Source organism: Streptomyces roseolilacinus, from assembly GCF_014649335.1.
Lineage (GTDB): Bacteria > Actinomycetota > Actinomycetes > Streptomycetales > Streptomycetaceae > Streptomyces > Streptomyces roseolilacinus.
Genome location: NZ_BMSV01000003.1, coordinates 531,123 through 549,437 on the forward strand (window position 1 = coordinate 531,123; position 18,315 = coordinate 549,437).

Below are 18,315 nucleotides of genomic sequence, written 5' to 3' on the forward strand. Positions count from 1 at the left end.
GTTATTTCGAACGGTGTTCGTGATGTCGCCGGAACCCTAGTGGCCTCGCCCTGGGGCGTCAACGCCGCCGGCCCCCTCGAGCGGCACGCGGACACCGTGACCACCTCCGCCGCCGGGACGTCCGGCGAGGGCGCCTTCCCGGCGTGCCCCGGCGGCCCGCCCCGCCCCCGCGGCGTGACCGCGACGCCGGCCGCCCCGCGCCGGACCCCGCCCCCGGATCCGCCGGCGCCGACGGGCGGGCGGGGCCCGCGACGCGGTCGCCGACCACCGGAAGTCGCCTGACCGGCAGCGGTGGTGGGCCGCGAGGGGGCTGCCCATAAGGTGCTCCCATGCCTGCTTCGTTGAGTTCCACGAAAACCGCCGCCGCGCTGCGCACCTCGGCACGCGTCTCCGCCGAGTTGCTGCTGGTCCTCGTGGCGGCCTCGGCGGCCCTGTGGCTTCTGGGACGGATGTGGTCGGTCGTCTGGCCTCTCATAGTGGGCTTGTTCCTCACCACGCTGACCTGGCCCCTGGCCCGCTTCCTGCGCCGGCACGGCTGGCCGGCGGCCCTGGCCGCGTCGGTGGTCACCGTGCTGTTCCTGGCCGTGGCCGCGGGCATCGCGGCGCTGATCGCGGTCCCGGTGGCGTCGCAGTCCGGCGAGTTGGCCGACGGCGTGGTCCAAGGCATCCAGAGGGTGCGCGAGTGGGCCGCCGGGCCGCCGCTGAACATCGGCGACGACCAGATCACCGGCGCCTTCGACACGGCCGTCGCCCGCCTCCAGGACAGCATCGGCAGCATGCTCACGGCAGTGGTCACGGGGGTGAGCACCGTGGTCAACGGTGTGGTGACCGCCGTCCTGGCCCTCTTCCTGATGTTCTTCTTCCTCAAGGACGGCCCGAGGTTCCTGCCCTGGCTGGCCCGTCAGCTCCCCGGGCGGCTGGCCACGGACGTCCCGGTCGTGGCCGCGCGCAGTTGGGAGACCCTCGGCGCGTTCGTCCGCTCCCAGGCGTTCGTCGGCCTGCTCGACGCCGTCCTCATCGGCATCGGCCTGTGGTTCCTCGACGTCCCGCTGGTCCTCCCGCTCGCGGTGCTGACCTTCGTGTCCGCGTTCGTGCCGATCGTGGGCGCCCTCTTCGCCGGTCTGGTCGCGGTGCTCATCGCCCTGGTCTCGAACGGCCTGACGGACGCGCTGATCGTGCTGGTCATCATCGTCGTGGTGCAGCAGCTCGAGGGCAACGTGTTCCAGCCCATGATCCAGAGCCGCGGACTCGGCCTCCACGCGGCGGTGGTCCTCCTGGCGGTCACGCTGGGCGGCAGCCTGGCCGGCATCGTGGGCAGCCTGCTCGCGGTACCGGCGGCCGCGCTGATCGGGGTGGTCTGGAACTACCTGCGCGAGCAGCTCGGCGAGCCGGCGCGGGAACCGGAGACCGACGAGCCGCACCCTCCGGCGGCCGTTCCGTCGTAGCGCGCGGCGCCGCGCGGACGCCCGGCGGGCCGAACAGCCGCCGCGTCCCCGGCGGGTGGGCCCGACGGGTCTCCGGTCGGCCTCCGTGGCCGGGCCGGCCGCCGTCCGCCGGGAGGACGGGGCGACGTCAGGGAGCGGAAAGGGAACCGCGGCGTACGGGCGGATGTTTCGCGCAGGTCGGGGCGGGACCCGCCCTCGCCTTGAGTGCATGCGGGGGCGCTACCGTACGGGGGGTCCGTGATCAGCGCGCCACTGCTGACACCCACCGCGCGCGACAGCCTCTCCGGAGCCTCCCTCATGTCGATTCACCGCCCGTTACGCTTATCCCCTCGCCGTGCGAGATCCGGCGGGACGCCCGTAGCCCCTGGACCCGCCCCCCTGCGTCGCGGCACTCTCGTCTGGCTGGTTCCGATGGTGTGGACTTTCGCCCTCGGCCTGTGGGGGCTCTCGCGGCAGGACAGCGTGTGGCGGGACGAGGCCGCGACGTGGCAGGTAGCGCAACGCTCCACGGCCGAGATCTGCCACATGCTGGAGAACGTCGACGTCGTGCACGGGTTCTACTACCTGCTGATGCACGTGCTGTTCGAATGCTTCGGGCCCAGCACCACGGCCCTGCGGCTGCCCTCGGTGCTGGCCATGGGGGTGGCGGCCGCCTGCGTCGCGGTCATCGGGCACCGACTGGCCGGCAGGTGGGCGGGCTTGGGGGGAGGGGCGGCGTTCGGGCTGCTCCCGGCCGTGCAGTTCCACCTCCAGGAGGGCCGTCCGTACGCGCTGGTCGCAGCCGGGGCCGGGATCTCCACCCTGCTCGTCGTGTCCGCGCTCCAGCGGCGTGTCCGGGCGTCGTACTGGGTCGCCTACGGCGGCACCGTCGTGCTGATGGGGTTCCTGAACTGGCTCTCCCTCATGATCCTCCCGGCGCACGCGGTGACGCTGCTCTGGGTCCGGGCCGGGCGCGGGGTCCGGGCGCGCTGGGCCGCAGCCTCCGCGGCCGCTGCGGCATGTGTCCTGCCCCTGGTCCTCTTCAGTCGAAGCCAGTCGGCGCAGGTTTCGTGGATTCCGCCGCTCACCTGGCACATGATGATCGGCCCGGCGGTCCTGCTGGCGATCGGCGGCGTCGGCGCCCTGCTGGACCGGCCCCGGACGGGCCGCCTCCCGATCGCAGCCGTCGGGTTGCCGCTGCTGGTGGTGCCGCAGGTCGGCCTCATCGGCCTGTCCTTGGTCCAGCCGCTGTTCCTGGAGCGGTACGTCCTCTTCAGCCTGCTGGGTCTGGCACTGCTGATCGGCGCGATCCTCGGCTCGGTGGTACGGGCGGCCAGGCCCCGGTTCCCGAGGGCGTCCAGGTGGATGCTCCCCGCGGCGGTCGCCGTCGCGATGGTGGCGCTCCTGCCGCAGTCCCTGGCGAAGCGCTCTCCGGCAAGCAGGGTGGACGACGTCCTCGCGGTGGCATCGGACGTCCGGCGGCTGAAGGAGCCCGGGAACGCGGTGCTCTTCATCCCCTCCGCACGCCGGGACACCAAGTCCGTCTCACCGGACGCCTTCGCCGACCTGCGGGACATCGCCCTGGCGGAGAGCCCGGAGAGGTCCGGGACGCTGAAGGGCCTGGAGGCGGACCCGGCTCGCATACGTACCGCGATGCTGTCCCAGCAGCGGATACTGCTGGTGACGGATGCGGCGCAGGTGGCGAGACCGGTGACGGCCGAGCGGGACAAGACGAAGACCTCCGTGCTGGAGGAGTACTTCAGGGCCGTGGCCGACGAGCAGGTCCGGGGCCGGAGGGTGACGGTGTACGAACGGCGTGCGCCGGCCCGTTGACCGGTGGGTGCCGATCCGAAACGGCCGGGCCTCCCTCTCGCGGAAGCGCGGAGGGCCCGGTGGGGCGCCCGGCCCGTGGCCTGCGCGACCGGTGCCGCTCGTGGCCGTGTACCACCGCACGAACCCCCCATGGGGCAGCGTGCCCCCCTTCGGCCTCATCCGCGACGGTGTGCCGCGCCGTCCGGTGCCCCCGGCTGACGGCGGCCTCCTCGCCCGGGTGGGACGACAGCCCGCCGCCGTCGCGCCCGCGTCATGAAGCCGGGGCCGGGGCGGTGGGGGCGGGCGGATCGAGGGTGCCGGACCGGGCGGGTGCCGGAGAAGGCGCGGGCACGGGGGCGGGCGGGGAGGAGCAGGCGGCGGCCGCGAGGACGAGTGGAGCGGTGGCCGGGACGGCGTGGCGGGTACGGCTGCTCGCGGTGCGGGAGGCCTCGCCGCGCCTCCCTCCGGCGCGGAGGGAAAAGAAAAGCGGCGCACGTATCGCCGGCCTGCCCCTTCTTCGGGCGCAACCGCTTTACACGGACGCCGGATCGTACGTTATCGATTCGCGGTCCGGCAGACTCGCAAACGGAGCGTCCGGCGCGCATTCCTTGATGCGTTCATAACGGGTTTTTGATGCATCTTTAACGGCCGTCGCCCACGGCGACGGAAGTCGCACCCTGCGCGTCCGTACGAGGAAAACCCCTGGCGACATCCGTCATTCGTCCGGTATGTCCACCCGCTCGCCGCCCTGACGTGCAAGGCGGTACGGGGCCCGGCCGGTGTGGACGGCGGTATGGGGCGGCGTTCGGGAGCCGCTCGGCAGAGGAATATCCCCACCCGGTGGAATTCCGGGAAAAGCGCAACGCATAATCGGTGCTCGTCATATTTTGCGGGCGCGCGCGGCGCGACGCCCGGCATGCTGAACGGGAAGAAGGTCGATCGGGAAATGGCGGACGGCGACAGGACGGTCGTGCCGGAAGTGGTGGCCAGTCCCGCCCTGCGGGCCGAGCCGACGGGCAGAGTGGCGCGGTGGATGCTGCGCCACCAGGTGCAGCCGGTGGGGCCGGCGGCGGGCGAAGGGCACGCGGAGCCCCACGCGTGGTGGAAGGTGATGTGCCTGACCGGTGTGGACTACTTCTCCAGCCTGGCCTACGTGCCGGCGATCGCGGCGCTCGCGGCCGGGGCGGTCTCGCCGCTGGCCACGCTGCTGATCGTGGCGCTGACCCTGCTGGGGATGCTGCCCATGTACCGGAGGGTCGCCCGGGAGAGCCCGCACGGGGCGGGGTCGGTGGCGATGCTGGAGGACCTGCTGCCCTTCTGGTGGGGCAAGTTGTTCGTCCTGGTCCTGCTCGGCTTCGTGGCCACGTCGTGGATCATCACGATCACCCTGTCCACGGCGGACGCCTCCGTGCACGTGGTGGAGAACCCGTTCTTCCCCGCCGCGCTGCACGGGCACGAGGTCGCCCTCACCGTGGTCCTCCTCCTGGTGCTCGGCGGGGTGTTCCTCCTCGGGTTCAGCGAGGCGGTCAGTGTCGCCATCCCCCTGGTGGGGATCTTCCTGGCGCTCAACGCCGTCGTCATCGCCGTCGGCGTGGCCCACGTGTTCACCACCCCCGGCGCCCTGTCGGCGTGGACGGACGCCCTCCTCGGGGGCGGAGCGGGCTTCGGCGACCTGGTGACGCCCGCCCTGGTCGCCTTCCCCCTGCTGGTACTGGGCCTGTCCGGCTTCGAGACCGGCGTCAGCATGATGCCCCTGGTGGCCGCCGACGGCGCCGACGCGGCGCAGCGGCTGCGGGCCCGGATCCGCAACGCGCGCAAGCTCCTGACCACCGCCGCGCTCGTCATGAGCGTCTACCTGCTGTCCGCGAGCTTCGTGACCACCGTCCTGATCCCCGAGCGCGAGTTCCGGCCCGGCGGCGCGGCCAACGGCCGGGCCCTGGCCTGGCTGGCCCACGAGCACGTCGGCGAGGCCTTCGGGACCGTCTACGACATCAGCACCATCCTCATCCTCTGGTTCGCCGGGGCCTCCGCCATGGCGGGACTGATCAACATCGTCCCCCGCTACCTGCCCGCCTACGGCATGGCCCCCGAATGGGGACGCGCGGTCCGGCCCGTCGTGATCGTCTACACCGCCCTGTGCATCCTCATCACCCTCGCCTTCGAGGCCGACGTCGACGCCCAGGCCGGCGCCTACGCCACCGGCATCCTGGCCATGATGGTCTCCGGCGCCTTCGCCGTCACCGTCTCCATGGCCCGCCGCCGGCGGCGCGCGGCCACCGCCGGCTTCGCCCTGCTCGCCGCGGTCCTGCTGTACGCACTGCTGGCGAACATCGTCGACAAGCCGGACGGGATCACCATCTCCGGGTTCTTCATCGCCGGCATCATCGCCGTGTCGCTGGTCTCCCGGGTCTCGCGCACCACCGAACTGCGCGCCGACCGCATCGTCTTCGACGCCCCCGCCCGCCGGTTCCTCACCGACTCCCTCGCCCACAACGACTCCCTCGACATCATCGCCAACCGCCGCCAGGCGGGCGACGCGGCCGAGTACAGCGCCAAGGAACGCGAACAGCGCGGGACCAACCCGGTGCCCGGCCCCGCCGACGTGATCTTCCTGGAGATCGACGTGGTCGACCCCTCCGACTTCAGCGACACCCTCACCGTCCACGGCGTCGACGTCGACGGCCACCGCGTGCTGCGCGCCGAGGCCCCGGCCGCGCCCAACGCCATCGCCGCCATCCTCCTGGCCCTGCGCGACGCCACCGGGGTACGGCCGCACTGCTACTTCGCCTGGGCCGAGGGCAGCCCCCTGAAGCACATGTTCCGCTACTTCCTCCTCGGTCGCGGCGACACCGCCCCCGTCACCCGCGAGATCATCCGCAGCAACGAACCCGACCCCGACCGGCGCCCCGGGATCCACGTCGGCGGCTGACGGCGCCGGCCCACCCGGGACGACACGCCGAGCCCGGTCCAGCCGGAACGGCACGCCACCCCCGGCCCGCCCGGAACGGCCGCGTCCGGCCCGCCGCGTCGCCGACGAGCCCCGGCCCGCCCGCTCCGTGGGCGGGCCGGAAGGGCTCGCCGTGCGCCGCCGGCGCCCCGCCCGCCGGCGTACCGGGAGAAGTGCTCAGGCGTGCACGGACGAACGTGCTCGGTGGGGGCCGTCGGGCGCGGGCTGCGTGTGATCGGCACCGGGAGTACCGCCAAACGCGAGCACGCCGAGGCCATCGGGGTGCGGTTCGTCGACTACACCGCCGAGGACGTCGCCGCCGCGGCACGCGAGCTGGTTCCGGACGGCTTCGACGTGCTCGTCGACCTGGCCGGAGGCACCTCGCTGCGGACGGTCGCTCCGCTGGCCCGGGACCCCCGCGACGTCATCGCTGTGGGTGACATGTCCGTGTCCGATCTCGGTGGGCGTTTCGTCGAGCGTCGCGTCGACCGCGAGAACCTGGAGCGGTCGGCCCGGCTGGCCCTCGACGGACCCTCGCACCGGTCATCACCGCGGTCCACCCGCTCTCCGATGCCTCGGCCGCCCTCGCCACCGTCGAGAACGGTCACACCTCGGGCAAGGTCGTCATCAAGGTGGCATGAGGAGTGCCCGGCCGTCCGACGCTGTCGACCGTCCACCGCGGACCGACGAGAACCCGTGGTCAGCGCATCATCGACCGAGCACGTCACCCGTACGGGTCGAGCACGTCCAGACGTACGCCGACACCGCCCGACGCGCCCGACGCGCCCGCCCGACGCGCCCGCCCGGCCGGGGCCGGCCGGGGGGACGTACCGGGGCGATCCGCGGCCGCCACCCGCCCGGATCCCGGAGCGGATCCCGGAGCGGTGTCACCTGACCCCTTGTCAGCGCGTTCGCCCCTCCCTACCTTTTGTGCAGCGAGTCCCCGGCCCAGCGGGTCCACCGGCCCGCGCCGGCCTTGTCCGCTCCTCAGCGCACGACAGACCGTGGAGGCGTCCCATGCCCGTAGCCGTGCCGGACCTGCTGGAAACCGACGGATTCCGCGACGCGGGTCCACTGGAGATCGACGACGAGGCGATCGTGTTCGAGGACGACGACCGCGCCGACCGCGAGCACACGGCGTGCCTCGCCGACCCCTGGGTGACCGCCACCACCCGCTTCGCCTGTGACCTGAACTCGTAGCGGTGGCCGTTTCCCTCGCCGGCCGCAGCGGTTGGTCCGACGACACCTGGTCGTACCTGAACGATCCGCGGATGCCGGCGATGGAACACGGCTGGAAACTGCACGTCTCGGCGCGCCCCGGCGACCTCGACGCCGTGACCCGGCTCGTCCTGCCGGTGCTGTCCCGGCACGTCTGCCACGCGAAGTTCGCCCGCGACCCGGACGTGCTGCGCCGCCTCAACTCCGGGGCGGTGAGCGCCGGGGCCGTCGGCAAGGCGATCACCGTATACCCCCTGGCCGGCACCGTGGTCGAGGTCGCCCGGGAACTCGCCGCCGTACTGCGCGACCGGGAGGGCCCGCGGGTCGTCAGCGACCGGCGGGTCGACCCGAGGGCCCCGGTCTACTACCGCTACGGCCCCTTCACCGGCGACTACCGGACCGGCCGGAGCGGGCGGCTCGAATCCGTCATGACCGGGCCGGACGGCCGGCTCTTCGACGGCCTGGCCGTCGGCCGCTACCGGTGCCCACCCTGGGCCGAGGACCCCTTCGCGAGCGGCTCCGGACCCGCCGGCGAGCCGTCCGCGCCCGGCTTCGGCGGCGGGCGCTACACGGTCACCGCCGGCATCGCGCGCTCCCCCCGGGGCAACGTCTACCGCGCGGTCGACCGCGCCCTCGGGCGGCCGGTCGTGGTCAAACAGGCGAGGGCCTTCGTGGGCGAGGACGAATCCGGTACCGACGCCCGCCACCGGCTGCGCAACGAACACGCGGTCCTCACCGCGCTCGACGGCGTGCCCGGCGTGCCCCGCGTACTGGACTACTTCGCCCACCGGTCGGACGAGTACCTGGTGATGGACAGCTGCGGCGACCGGAACCTGCGCAGGGAGGTCCTGCGGAACGGCCCCTACCGGGACGACGACCCCCGGCCGGCACGCGCCCTGCCCGTCCTCGCCTCCCGCCTCCTGCGCGTCCTCGACGCGATCCACGGCCGGAACGTGGTCGTCCGCGACCTCAAGCCCGACAACGTCGTACTCGACGACTCCGGCCCCGGCCACTGCCACGTGGTCGACTTCGGGATCAGCGAGCGGGACGGCGCCGGGCCGGGAGGGGCGACCCCCGGATACAGCGAACCGGTCCTGCGCGCGACCGGCCCGGCCGCCCCCGCCGACGACCACTACGCCCTCGGCGCGACCCTCTTCTTCGCGGCCACCGGCATGGACCCGGTGATCGTCGACCCCGATCACGCGGTGAACCGGGACCGGACCCTGGCCTGCCTGGAGTGGGCGCTGCCCGGGCGCGCCCACCGGGGGATCCGGGCGTCGATCACCGGCCTCCTGAGCTTCGACCCGGCCGTACGGACCGCCGCCGCCGACCGCCTGCGCGCCGGCACGGCCGGAACCGCGCGCCGGCCCGCGCGCCCCCGGATCGACGGCGACCTGCTGGACGAGGTCATCGAGCACACGACCGCGTTCTGCGTCGGCGAGGCGCACGCGATCACGGACCCGGTACGGGCCGCGCGGCTGAACGTCCCCACCCCGATCGACGTCTACGGCGGCAGTTCGGGACTCGGGCTGGAACTCCTCCACCACGCGCACCGGCCCGACGTGCGCGCGGCCGTCACCGCGCTGGCGCGGTGGACGGCGGAACAGTCCAGGAACCTGCCGCCCGGCTTCTACACGGGGCGCACCGGCGTCGCGCTCTTCCTCGCGGAGGCGGGAGCGGGGACGGACGCGGACACGGACGCGTGGTCCGGGGGTCCCGCCCTGCCGGACCGCGCGCCGGACGGCGGACCGCCGGAGGCGGACCTGATCGCGGGCGCCGCCGGGATCGGCCTCGGCCGGCTGCTGCTCGCCCGGCACGCCCTCCGGTCCGGTCACCGGCACGCCGCGGACCGGCACCTCGCCGTCGCCGCCGACTGCGACCGGATGCTGGCGTCGGGAACCGCCCGGCTGTACCCGGCCGGTTCGGACACGGCCGGCGGCGCCGCACTCCGCGAGGGTGTCGCGCACGGCGAGGCGGGCGTCGCCTGCTTCCTGCTCGAACACGGCGGCGTGACCGGGGACCCGGACGCGATCAGCCGCTCCGAGAAGGCCGCCGCGTGCCTGGCCGCCGTCACCCCGGACATCATCGCGGCGGCCGCCGCGCCGGGGGCGACACGCCGCTACGGCTCGTGGTGCCGGGGCCTGGCCGGCATCGGGACCGTACTCGTCCGCGCCGCCGAACGCCTCGACGAGCCCGGGTACCTCGACCTCGCCCAGCGGGCCGCGCGCGCCTGCGCCGCGCTGGCGCCGCGGATGCCGCTGGTCACGCGGTGCTGCGGACTGGCCGGGGTGGGCGAGCTGATGGTGGACGTCGCGGAGGCGTCCGGGTCGGAGGAGTTCCGGGACGCGGCCGATACCGTCGCCCTGCTCATCCTGAGCCGCAGCGGCGGCACCTGGTCCCGGCCCGTGTTCCCGGACGCCGGTCTCGCCCGGCCGAGCGCCACCTGGGCGGGCGGATCCGCGGGCGTGCTGGCCTTCTTCAGGCGCCTGCGCGCCCGGGGCGGCCCACGGCTCGGCCTCGTCGCCTGACCACCGCCACCGCCACCGCCACCGCCACCGCCATAGCCGTCGCCGTCGCGGCCGCCCCGCCCCGCGCGGCCGCTTCGGTGTCAGCTCCTCGGTGCGAGGTCGCCGGAGCGGCCGGCCGCGAGCCGTGACCACTGGGGGATGGGGCGCCCGTCGCTCCGCAGGCGTACGTGGTCGGCGGGCGTGCCCTGGACGCGGGGCCGGCCGGAGGGCGAGTCCTCCCACAGCTCCTGACGTCCGTACACGGTGAGGTCCATGAGCGCGTAGCCGTAGTCCATGGCCTCCACGCCGCGCAGGGTCGTCCAGCAGGCGACGAGCTGCCGGCGCCCTTCGAACGCCTCGAGCAGCGTGACCGGCCCGTCGGGCCCGGTCAGGACGAGGTCGGCGGCCACCTCGGCCATGGGCAGGCGCCGCCGGGCCGCGGCGATCGCGTCGCCCTCCCGGGTGTGCGCCTTCTCCCGCTCCCGCAGCCGGTCCGGCTCCGCCTGGAAGGCGGCCCGGTCGGCCACCGCCGGCGACGCCGGCGCGCGGCCGGCGGTCCGGCTCTCCCGATCAGTCATGACTCCGTCCTCCCGTCCCTTCGCCGGCCGCCCCGGAGTCGGGGCGCTCCGCCAGTTCCTTGATCCGCAGCAGACGGGTCTCCCACGAACGGCCGATCCGGTCGAGCTCGCGGGCCAGCACGCCGAGCCGGGCGCCGACGGCGAGGTGGACGACCTCGCGCCCGCGCTGCTCGGACTCGACCAGTCCGACCGCACGCAGCACCTCCAGGTGCTTGCCGATCGCCTGCCGGCTCACCGGCAGGACCCTGGCCAGCGCGGACGCCGACATGGGTTCCTCGCCGAGCCGGGTGAGTATCTCCCAGCGCGTCGCGTCGCCGAGCGCGGCACACATGACGGGAAGGGCCGGGGCGGTCACGGGCGCCTCGTCGGGTCCGCCGCGTGCTCCTCGACGAACGCCTTCGCGGCCGCCAGCTCGGTGAGCCAGCCCTTGTCGTTGCCCTCGCGTTCCTTCAGCCACGCCGCCGGGTCGTCGGCGAGGCCGGAGAACCCGCTCTCCACCACGCGCAGGGTCACCCCGCCGCCGTCCCGCTCGTCGATCCAGAACTCGATCAGGGTCGAGGGCGACGCCTCGTCCCGGAACGGGGTTCCGATCCAGCGGAACGCCGCGTAGCGCGGCTTGTCCAGCTCCACCGTCCGGAACCGGAACTCGCCCAGCGACGCGTGGCGCACCACGGCCACGTCGCCCTCGTAGCGCAGGTCCGGCTCGGCCTCGACCACGCCGTCGTTGATGTACCAGCCGGGCCGTGTGACCAGCTCCCATACCCGTTCGGCCGGGGCGTCGATGTCGATCCGCCGCGCGATCCGGTCGAGCTCGGCCAGTTCCGCTTCGGTGTGGGTGATGTCGGTCATGACTTCCTCCTTCGCGAGTCGATGCAACTCAACGGTTGCACACCCGCCCCCGATGTGCAACCAGAGGGTTGCGATGTGTACGGCTCCGCTCGGGCGCCCTCACCGGGCGGCCGCGGCCACGGCGGGGCGGGCGCCGCGGTGGAGCGCTCTGCCCGGGCCGGGTTGCGGTCGGGTCGTGACGACCCGGTGCCGGGCCGTGCGCCGGTGCCGCGGTACGGGCTGCCGCGGGCAATGCGGATCGGGCGCCTCCGCTACTCCTTCTTGCTAAGTACCGGTAGTCAGCGTTACGGTGTACCAGTACTCAACGTCGCTAGCTACTGCGGAAAGGAGGTGCTCCGTGGCCAAGCTGCTCACCGAGATGCTCAAGGGGACGCTGGAAGGCGTCATCCTCGCGTCCCTGTCCGGCCGGCCCGCCTACGGCTATGAGATCACCGCGCGGTTGCGGGAACAGGGGTTCTCCGACCTCGCCGAAGGGACCATCTACGCGCTGCTGCTCCGGATGGAGAAGCGCGGTCTCGTCGACGTGGAGAAGGTCCCCTCGGAGAAGGGGCCGCCGCGCAAGGTGCACTCCCTCAATGCCGAGGGCCGCAAGTACCTCGAGGAGTTCTGGGAGACCTGGGACTTCCTCGCGCAACGCCTCGAACAACTACGCGAAGGAGACGCGTGACCATGTCCAACGCCGAGAAGAGCGGTTTCCTCGCGAAGGTGATCGGGCCCAAGAAGCGCTGGAGGGCGTACAAGGCGCGCGTCGCGGAACTCCCCGAGGACCACCGGGCCGCGGTCAAGGCGATCGAGCGGTACCTGATGCACTTCGTCCCCACCGACGGCGACGCCAACGCGTCGATGTTCGAAGACCTCGCCGACCTCTTCGAGCAGGCCGCGGCGGACGGGACGCCGATCCGCGAGATCGTCGGCGAGGACCCGGCGGAGTTCGTCGAGGAGTTCGCCCGGAACTACTCGGACGGCGGCTACGTCCCCGCCCGCGCGCGCAAGCGGCTGACCGACGACATCGCGTCCGCGACCGGCGGGAAGACCGGTGCGGAGGGAACCCCCTGACGGAAGCCCGGCGCGACGCGTCCGAGCCCCTGCCGGCGCCACCCGGCCACCGGGCCGCGCCCGGCCGGCCCCCGTCGCACGCCAACGACCGCACACGGGGCGGTGGTTGCCGTGGGCGGCTCGGAAGCCGCGGTCGTGCACCGGCCCTTCCCGCTACGCCCTCGCACGACCCGGGGGCGTCACGCCGTGACGCCCCCACCCGAACACACACACCTGCAGGAGGAGATCCATGAGGGGCAAAGGCACCGACGGCTTACCGGAAGCCGGACTGCGCAGACTCCGCGAGGTCCTGACACGGCACGTGGAGTCCGGGAAGATCCCCGGACTCGTCGCACTGGTCGGCCGGGGCGGGGAGACCCACGTCGAGGCGATCGGGACGATGCGCCCCGACGGCGGCCCCCCGATGCGCCGGGACACCGTCTTCCGCATGGCCTCGACGACCAAGCCGGTCGCGGTCGCCGCGACGATGGCCCTGCTGGACGACTGCCGGCTGCGCCTCGACGACCCGACGGACGCCTGGCTGCCGGAACTGGCCGACCGGCGGGTCCTCGAACGGCCCGACGGCCCGCTGGACGACACCGTCCCGGCGCGGCGCCCGATCACCGTACGGGACCTGCTCACCTCCACCTGCGGGCTCGGGCTGGACATGACGGCGCCGGGCTCCGCGATGATGAGCGCCTACTTCGAGCGCAAGGTCTACGGCGAGGGCGGATGGCTGCTCCCGGCGGTGGATCCCGACGAGTGGATGCGCCGCCTGGGCACCCTCCCGCTCACCCACCAGCCCGGAGAGCGGTGGCTGTACAACGTCAGCGACGACCTGCTCGGGGTGCTGGTGGCCAGGGTCACCGGACAGCCCTTCGAGACGTTCCTGCGGGAGCGGGTCCTCGACCCGCTGGGCATGAGGGACACCGCCTTCCACGTGCCCGCCGACAAGATCCACCGGCTGCCTCCCCTGTACGCCCCCGACCCGCGGACCGGCGAGTTCACCATCGAGGACCCGGCCGAGGGCGGGCGCCACAGCACGCCTCCGGCCTTCCCGTCCGGCGGCGGCGGACTCGACTCCACCGTCGACGACTACCACGCCTACTTCCGGATGCTGCTCGACCTCGGGAAGCACGGCACCGAGCGCGTCCTGTCCCGGCCCGCCGTCGAACTGATGACCACCAACCGCCTCACCCCCGCACAGCTGGCCGCCCGGGAAGCCTGGGGGCGCGAGGCCGTCCACCTGTCGTACGGCCAGGGCCAGCACGGCGGCTGGGGCTTCGGGATGGCGGTGCGCACCTACCGCGGCGACTACGCGCCCCTCGGCCAGTTCGGCTGGGACGGCGGAGCCGGCACGACCGCCTACGCCGACCCGGAGAACCGGCTCGTCGGCATCCTCCTCACCCAGACCGGGATGTCCACGCCGGACTCGGCACGGCTCATCCACGACTTCTGGACCACCCTCTACCAGGCCGTCGACGACTGATCCGCCTCCTTCGAGGGCATGTTCCGCGAGGTCTCCCCGGCCCCCGCACACACCGCTGTTCCTCCCACCGTCCTCACCGGAGGTGAATCGCCGCCGACCGGAGGGGCGCCGGCCGGCACGCCGGGGGCTTCACGGCGTACCCGTGGCGTCGGCAACCCGGCCGCAGCTCCTCCGGCGGTGTCCACGCTCGACGAGTCCGCCCGGGCCCGCCTACGCGCGGTCACCGGAATCCACCTCGTCGCCTTGGCCCGTACGACCGCCGAGTTCGAAAGCGGTGTCCTGGTCGAGCATGCAGAAGCCGCTGCCTGATCAAGCGTTCGCATGAGGATCCCCGCTGGGGCATTCGATCCACCGGACGTCCCGGCGGGGGCCGACGGGGGCCGACGGGGGCCGGAGGCTGGCGCGGGCACGGGCCGGCGCGTCGGTCAGCGGGAACTCCCGGTCAGGTTCGACTGCCTGACGGGGGTGAGGTGAGTGGACGGACCCCGGCATGCAGGGTGGGCCGGTAGACGAGCTCCTGGGTGCGGCCGTCGAGCGTCCGGCTCCCGATCAGCTCGAGGTCGAAGTCGGCCGTACCCCGGAAGACCGGCTCCACCCCCGTCCGGCCGGTGATCACGGGGAAGAGCGTCACCTGGACGCGGTCGACCAGACCGGCGGCCATCAGCGCCCGGTTCATCGACAGGCTGCCGTGCGAGCGCAACGGCACCTCGGACTCCTCCTTGAGCCGGGCGACGACGTCGACGGCGTCACCGCTCACGAGGGTCGCGTCCGGCCAGTCGAGGGGCCCTGCGAGCGTCGTCGACACCACCGTCGCCGGCAGGTCCCTCATCCGGGTGACCCAGGGGTCACGCACCTCGGACTCCTCGGTGCTCGAGGCCAGCATCCGGGCGAACGCCCGATACGTGTGGGCCCCGAACACCATCCGCTGCTCCTCCCGGTACAGGCCGAGGCGGTGGTCGAGCAGCTCGGGGCCCTGCTTGCCCCAGTAGCCGCCCCAGTCGCCGCCGCTGCCGTAGGAGCCGTAGCCGTCGAGGCTGCAGAAGACGTCGAAGGTGTAGGTAGCGGTCACGGTGCTCTCCTCGACTGCCGTTGTTCGCGTGTCGGAGAGGTGGACCGGCGACCACGGCGAGACTCATCGCCAACGACCCCGCCTCGCCCGGCAACGAGACCGTACGCAGGGGCCCACAAGCGGCGCGCGGGGAAGCGACCCGACGCAAACGCCGAGGTCGGAAGCGGTACGGACGGTGTCCGCGGGTCTTTTGGCGCCCTCGGCCGACAGCGGGCCGGCACCGCGTGCCGCGGCCGCCCGGCCCGGCGTGGGCACGCGGGCCCCACCGCCCTCGGGCGGCTACCGCCCCGCCTGCCCGCCCCGATCATCCGGACATGGCCGACAAGGAGACGTCAAGGGGACGTTTACGGCACGGGTGTCTCCTGGATCACAGACCCGTATCGACGGTGGTGCCCAGTACGCGACCGTAAGGGGGACTTGTGCTCCGGATCCATTTCACGGGGGCCGACCTCGGGCGCCTCAGGCTGGCAGCCCGGCCCGACGTCATGTGGGAGACGGCGCTCAGCCTGCACCAGCTCGCCCGCCCGGACGCCTTCTTCGGGCCCTGGCACCGTGTGGCCCGCAGGACCCTGGCCCAGGCGAACATGGGCCGGGCCGTCCACCTCCTGACGGCACTCGTCCCGATCAGCTCCTACTTCCCCGACTTCCTGACGCCCCCCGGGCACGTCACCTGCCTCGAAGAGGGCGTCGACGGCGTGCTCTCCACCGGCAGGAACCGCCTGCGGGCCGAGATCGCCAGGCTCGCGGACCCCCGCCCGCACCCGTCGGCCTGGCTCGACGACGTCGCCGCCGGACGCCCCCACGCCCTGCGCCGTCTCGGCGCCGCCCTGCTCCGCTACCACTTCCTCGCCCTGGCCCCGTACGCCCCCGCCGGGGCGGCGCTGGCGCAGCGCCACGCGACCCGCCACGCACGGGTGATCACCGAGCAGGGGAGCGAAGCCCTGCTGGGCGGGCTCGGGCCGCAACTGCGCTGGCGGCCCCCGGCCCTGGAAGTGGACTATCCGGTGTCCAAGAGCCTCGAACTGGGCGGCCGCGGCCTGCTTCTCGTCCCGAGCTTCTTCTGCCACAACCACCCGATCGCCCTCGCCGACCCCGCGCTGCCGCCGACCCTGGTCTTCCCGGTCGCACGCGGCCCGCTGTGGATCCCGCAACCGGAACCGTGTGCCGCGGAGTCCTCCCACGCACGTGGCCTCGACGAACTGGTCGGGCCGACCCGCGCCGCCACGCTGCGCCTCCTCGACACCGCGCACAGCACCACCGAACTCGCGGCGCGCCTGTGCACCTCCGCGTCCACGGCCAGCCGCCACGCCACCGCGCTGCGCCGGGCCGGCCTGGTGGTCACCGAGCGGACGGGGACCTCCGTCACGCACACGCGGACGGCCCTGGGGACCGGGCTGGTGCACGGCACCTGACCCCGAGGGGGTACGGGCCCCGCAGTGCGGCCCCTTTGCGCCGTCACGCAAAGGGTTCGTTCCCCTCCTCCGCCTCCGTAGCGTCGTCGCAGGACATCACCGGACCCGGAAAGGAACCGAACCCGATGGGAACGATCTCGCTTTCTTCCGTACGCAGGAGCGCGGCGGCGGCTGGCATGACCGCACTGGTGGCGGTCACGCCCCTGCTCGCCGCGACCGACGCCCAGGCGCTGGGCAACAACCGCACCGTCTCGCGCAGCTGCGGCAGCAACTACGTGGGCAGCGGCTTCAACGGAAGCCAGAACTGGGCGCAGACGAAGAAGGTGTCGGGCAGCTGCGCCGGCCGGCTGAGCGCGGCGCTCATTAGGAGCGACGGCTACTGGACCACCCGCGTGTACGGCACCAGCACCTCCGCGTACGCGAGCTACAACTCCGCGTACAAGGGCCGCAACGGTCTGCACTGGGGCTGCGACAACTGCAACGTCACCTACTCCTGACCCATGCGCAGGGCGACGCTCGTCGTCGCGGTGATCCTGGCCACCGTCTCGGGCTGCGCACAGGCCGGTCCGGGCGGCGGCCGGGAGGGCTCCGACGACATTCCGCTTCCGGGGCAGCAGTGGGCGCTGGGCGACGGGAAGGTCACCGCGGCCGAATACCGCACGGCGATGGGCCGGTTCGTCTCCTGCGTCAGGGGCGCCGGCTACCCGGTCACCGATCCCGTCCGCAGCCCCGCCGACAACCTCACGCTGATCTACACCATCACCCCCAGCGGCGACCCGGACACGTACAACAGCGCGGTCCAGAGCTGCAACCTCTCCCACCTGTCGCTCGTCGAGCCGACGTTCGTCGCGGCGCAGCCGCAGGTCATGGACGAACCACTGCGTACGGCGGTCGGGAACTGCCTGCGACGACAGGGCGCCGAGCTGACGGCCGGGGAACGGAACCTCGCGGACTTCGCCCACTCGGCCAAGGACGAGACGCGGGTGGTCGACTGCGTCACGGGGCAGTGGGCGCGTGTCTACCCGCGTCTGCCGGCGGAAGTGCCGCTCCGCTTCTGACCACCGCCCCGCCCGGCCGCGGGGCCGGTCCCCGTATGGCCGGCCCGGGCTCCGGGTCGAGCTCGGACGTGCCGGGACCACCCCCGCGTGCACGGGGAGCACGCGAGCAAGGGGGTGCCGCCGGTCCTGCGGCCGAGACCACCCCCGCGTACGCGGGGACCACTCGGCGCCTACATGGCGCCGGTGCCCGTGTTCGCCGGCTACGTCCTGTTCGGCTGGGGTCTGGCCCACGTGCCCGCCGGCACGGCCACCACGCTCTCCCTGCTCGAACCGGCCGTCGCGGCGGTGCTCGCCGTGCTCGTCGTCGGGGAGCGCCTCCCCGCCGTCGGCTGGGTCGGCATCGCGCTCGTCGTCGGCTGCCTCGCCGTCCTCACCGCCCCCATCCCCTCCGCCCGGCGGCCACGACGCCGGGAAGGCCGGACGGCCCCGGCACCCGGCGGGACGGCCCCGCCACACGAGGGGACGACCCCGGCCCCGGTCGGTAGGCGGCGCCGCACCGGGCGCCGCCTACCGGCGACCGCCACGGGCGGGAAGCGGCCCCCTACGGCATGAACAGGGCCAGGAGGACGATGACGACCGCCACCGCGCCCACGATGATCCAGATCGGCCTGGCGCCCTTGCCGCTGGAACCACCCGGGCCCGCTCCTCCCCTGGGCCGGTCCTCCGGCAGCTTGGCGTCGTCCGGACGGTCACGTGTGTAGAAGTCGTCGTCGGCCATCGTCGCAACCTCCTTCGTTCGCTTCCCGGGTTCCCCCTGTCCCGCGGATAGTCCTGGCGGACGGCCGCGCCCGGCACGGGACCCGCCCGCTCCGGGATCGAACCAGCGGGGCCGCCGGTGGCGTGTGCGTGGGGGCCTTCCCCGGGGGCCGTCCCATCCGGGTGCCGTCCGGGCCGGGGGAGGGTGACGGGCTTCACGT

18 protein-coding genes are annotated in these 18,315 nt (G+C 73.6%); 13 read left to right on the forward strand and 5 right to left on the reverse strand.

Translation table 11 applies throughout. From position 1 onward, the window contains the following. Nucleotides 1-329: 329 nt before the first annotated feature. The 6 genes from IE106_RS09605 to lanL all read left to right on the forward strand — a co-directional run bounded on the left by IE106_RS09605 (nt 330) and on the right by lanL (nt 9,929). Nucleotides 330-1,445, forward strand: coding sequence for an AI-2E family transporter (locus IE106_RS09605; RefSeq protein WP_189531938.1), 1,116 nt, complete (start codon nt 330-332; stop codon nt 1,443-1,445). A gap of 411 nt (nt 1,446-1,856) precedes the next feature. Then, on the forward strand, nt 1,857-3,257 hold the full coding sequence (locus IE106_RS09610) for a glycosyltransferase family protein (protein ID WP_189531939.1): 1,401 nt from the start codon (nt 1,857-1,859) through the stop codon (nt 3,255-3,257). 925 nt (nt 3,258-4,182) lie between these two features. Further along, the gene (locus tag IE106_RS09615; protein WP_189531942.1) at nt 4,183-6,165 is read left to right on the forward strand and encodes an APC family permease; all 1,983 of its coding nucleotides are present in this window, start codon (nt 4,183-4,185) and stop codon (nt 6,163-6,165) included. 563 nt (nt 6,166-6,728) lie between these two features. After that, a complete protein-coding gene (locus tag IE106_RS30240; RefSeq protein ID WP_229840251.1) occupies nt 6,729-6,824 on the forward strand; it encodes a hypothetical protein in 96 nt (31 codons plus the stop codon). A 376-nt stretch (nt 6,825-7,200) separates the two neighbouring features. After that, nucleotides 7,201-7,383, forward strand: coding sequence for an SflA family class IV lanthipeptide (locus tag IE106_RS09625; protein ID WP_189531944.1), 183 nt, complete (start codon nt 7,201-7,203; stop codon nt 7,381-7,383). A gap of 2 nt (nt 7,384-7,385) precedes the next feature. Next, nucleotides 7,386-9,929, forward strand: a complete 2,544-nt coding sequence (gene lanL / locus IE106_RS09630; RefSeq protein ID WP_189531945.1) for a class IV lanthionine synthetase LanL — start codon at nt 7,386-7,388, stop codon at nt 9,927-9,929. 80 nt (nt 9,930-10,009) lie between these two features. On the opposite strand, the gene IE106_RS09635 is transcribed toward lanL, so the two are convergent. Genes IE106_RS09635 through IE106_RS09645 form a run of 3 tightly spaced genes read right to left on the reverse strand, consistent with a single transcriptional unit; the run spans nt 10,010 to nt 11,335 of the window. Further along, entirely contained in the window at nt 10,010-10,486 is a 477-nt protein-coding gene (locus tag IE106_RS09635; RefSeq protein WP_189531947.1) for a DUF899 family protein, read from the reverse strand. Then, nucleotides 10,479-10,841, reverse strand: coding sequence for an ArsR/SmtB family transcription factor (locus IE106_RS09640; protein ID WP_189531949.1), 363 nt, complete (start codon nt 10,839-10,841; stop codon nt 10,479-10,481). Before IE106_RS09640 ends, IE106_RS09635 begins: the two co-directional genes overlap by 8 nt. Continuing rightward, nucleotides 10,838-11,335 (reverse strand): SRPBCC domain-containing protein, encoded by a 498-nt coding sequence (locus IE106_RS09645; protein WP_189531952.1) that lies wholly within the window; start codon nt 11,333-11,335, stop codon nt 10,838-10,840. The genes IE106_RS09640 and IE106_RS09645 overlap by 4 nt, the downstream gene beginning before the upstream one ends. Nucleotides 11,336-11,672: 337 nt before the next feature. Here IE106_RS09645 and IE106_RS09650 point away from each other — a divergent pair, with 337 nt between their 5' ends. From IE106_RS09650 to IE106_RS09660, 3 genes are all read left to right on the forward strand, one after another. Beyond that, entirely contained in the window at nt 11,673-12,002 is a 330-nt protein-coding gene (locus IE106_RS09650) for a PadR family transcriptional regulator (RefSeq protein WP_189531954.1), read from the forward strand. A 2-nt stretch (nt 12,003-12,004) separates the two neighbouring features. Further along, nucleotides 12,005-12,391, forward strand: coding sequence for a DUF1048 domain-containing protein (locus tag IE106_RS09655; protein WP_189532260.1), 387 nt, complete (start codon nt 12,005-12,007; stop codon nt 12,389-12,391). A gap of 229 nt (nt 12,392-12,620) precedes the next feature. Further along, nucleotides 12,621-13,859: a serine hydrolase domain-containing protein gene (locus IE106_RS09660; RefSeq protein ID WP_189531956.1), complete on the forward strand. Its 1,239-nt coding sequence runs from the start codon at nt 12,621-12,623 to the stop codon at nt 13,857-13,859. A gap of 442 nt (nt 13,860-14,301) precedes the next feature. On the opposite strand, the gene IE106_RS09665 is transcribed toward IE106_RS09660, so the two are convergent. After that, on the reverse strand, nt 14,302-14,928 hold the full coding sequence (locus tag IE106_RS09665; protein WP_189531958.1) for a dihydrofolate reductase family protein: 627 nt from the start codon (nt 14,926-14,928) through the stop codon (nt 14,302-14,304). A gap of 419 nt (nt 14,929-15,347) precedes the next feature. Here IE106_RS09665 and IE106_RS09670 point away from each other — a divergent pair, with 419 nt between their 5' ends. From IE106_RS09670 to IE106_RS09685, 4 genes are all read left to right on the forward strand, one after another. Beyond that, complete coding sequence (locus IE106_RS09670) at nt 15,348-16,340, forward strand: ArsR/SmtB family transcription factor (RefSeq protein ID WP_189531960.1); 993 nt, start codon at nt 15,348-15,350, stop codon at nt 16,338-16,340. A 176-nt stretch (nt 16,341-16,516) separates the two neighbouring features. Continuing rightward, nucleotides 16,517-16,837 carry a hypothetical protein gene (locus IE106_RS09675; RefSeq protein ID WP_229840210.1) on the forward strand — a complete coding sequence of 107 codons (321 nt, stop codon included), beginning with the start codon at nt 16,517-16,519 and terminating at the stop codon, nt 16,835-16,837. 3 nt (nt 16,838-16,840) lie between these two features. After that, entirely contained in the window at nt 16,841-17,398 is a 558-nt protein-coding gene (locus tag IE106_RS09680; RefSeq protein ID WP_189531963.1) for a hypothetical protein, read from the forward strand. Nucleotides 17,399-17,572: 174 nt separating this feature from the next. Further along, entirely contained in the window at nt 17,573-17,950 is a 378-nt protein-coding gene (locus IE106_RS09685) for an EamA family transporter (protein ID WP_373295925.1), read from the forward strand. Here IE106_RS09685 and IE106_RS09690 read toward each other — a convergent pair. Beyond that, a complete protein-coding gene (locus IE106_RS09690; protein WP_189531967.1) occupies nt 17,940-18,116 on the reverse strand; it encodes a hypothetical protein in 177 nt (58 codons plus the stop codon). The two genes, IE106_RS09685 and IE106_RS09690, sit on opposite strands and share 11 nt — an antisense overlap. Nucleotides 18,117-18,315 lie beyond the last annotated feature (199 nt).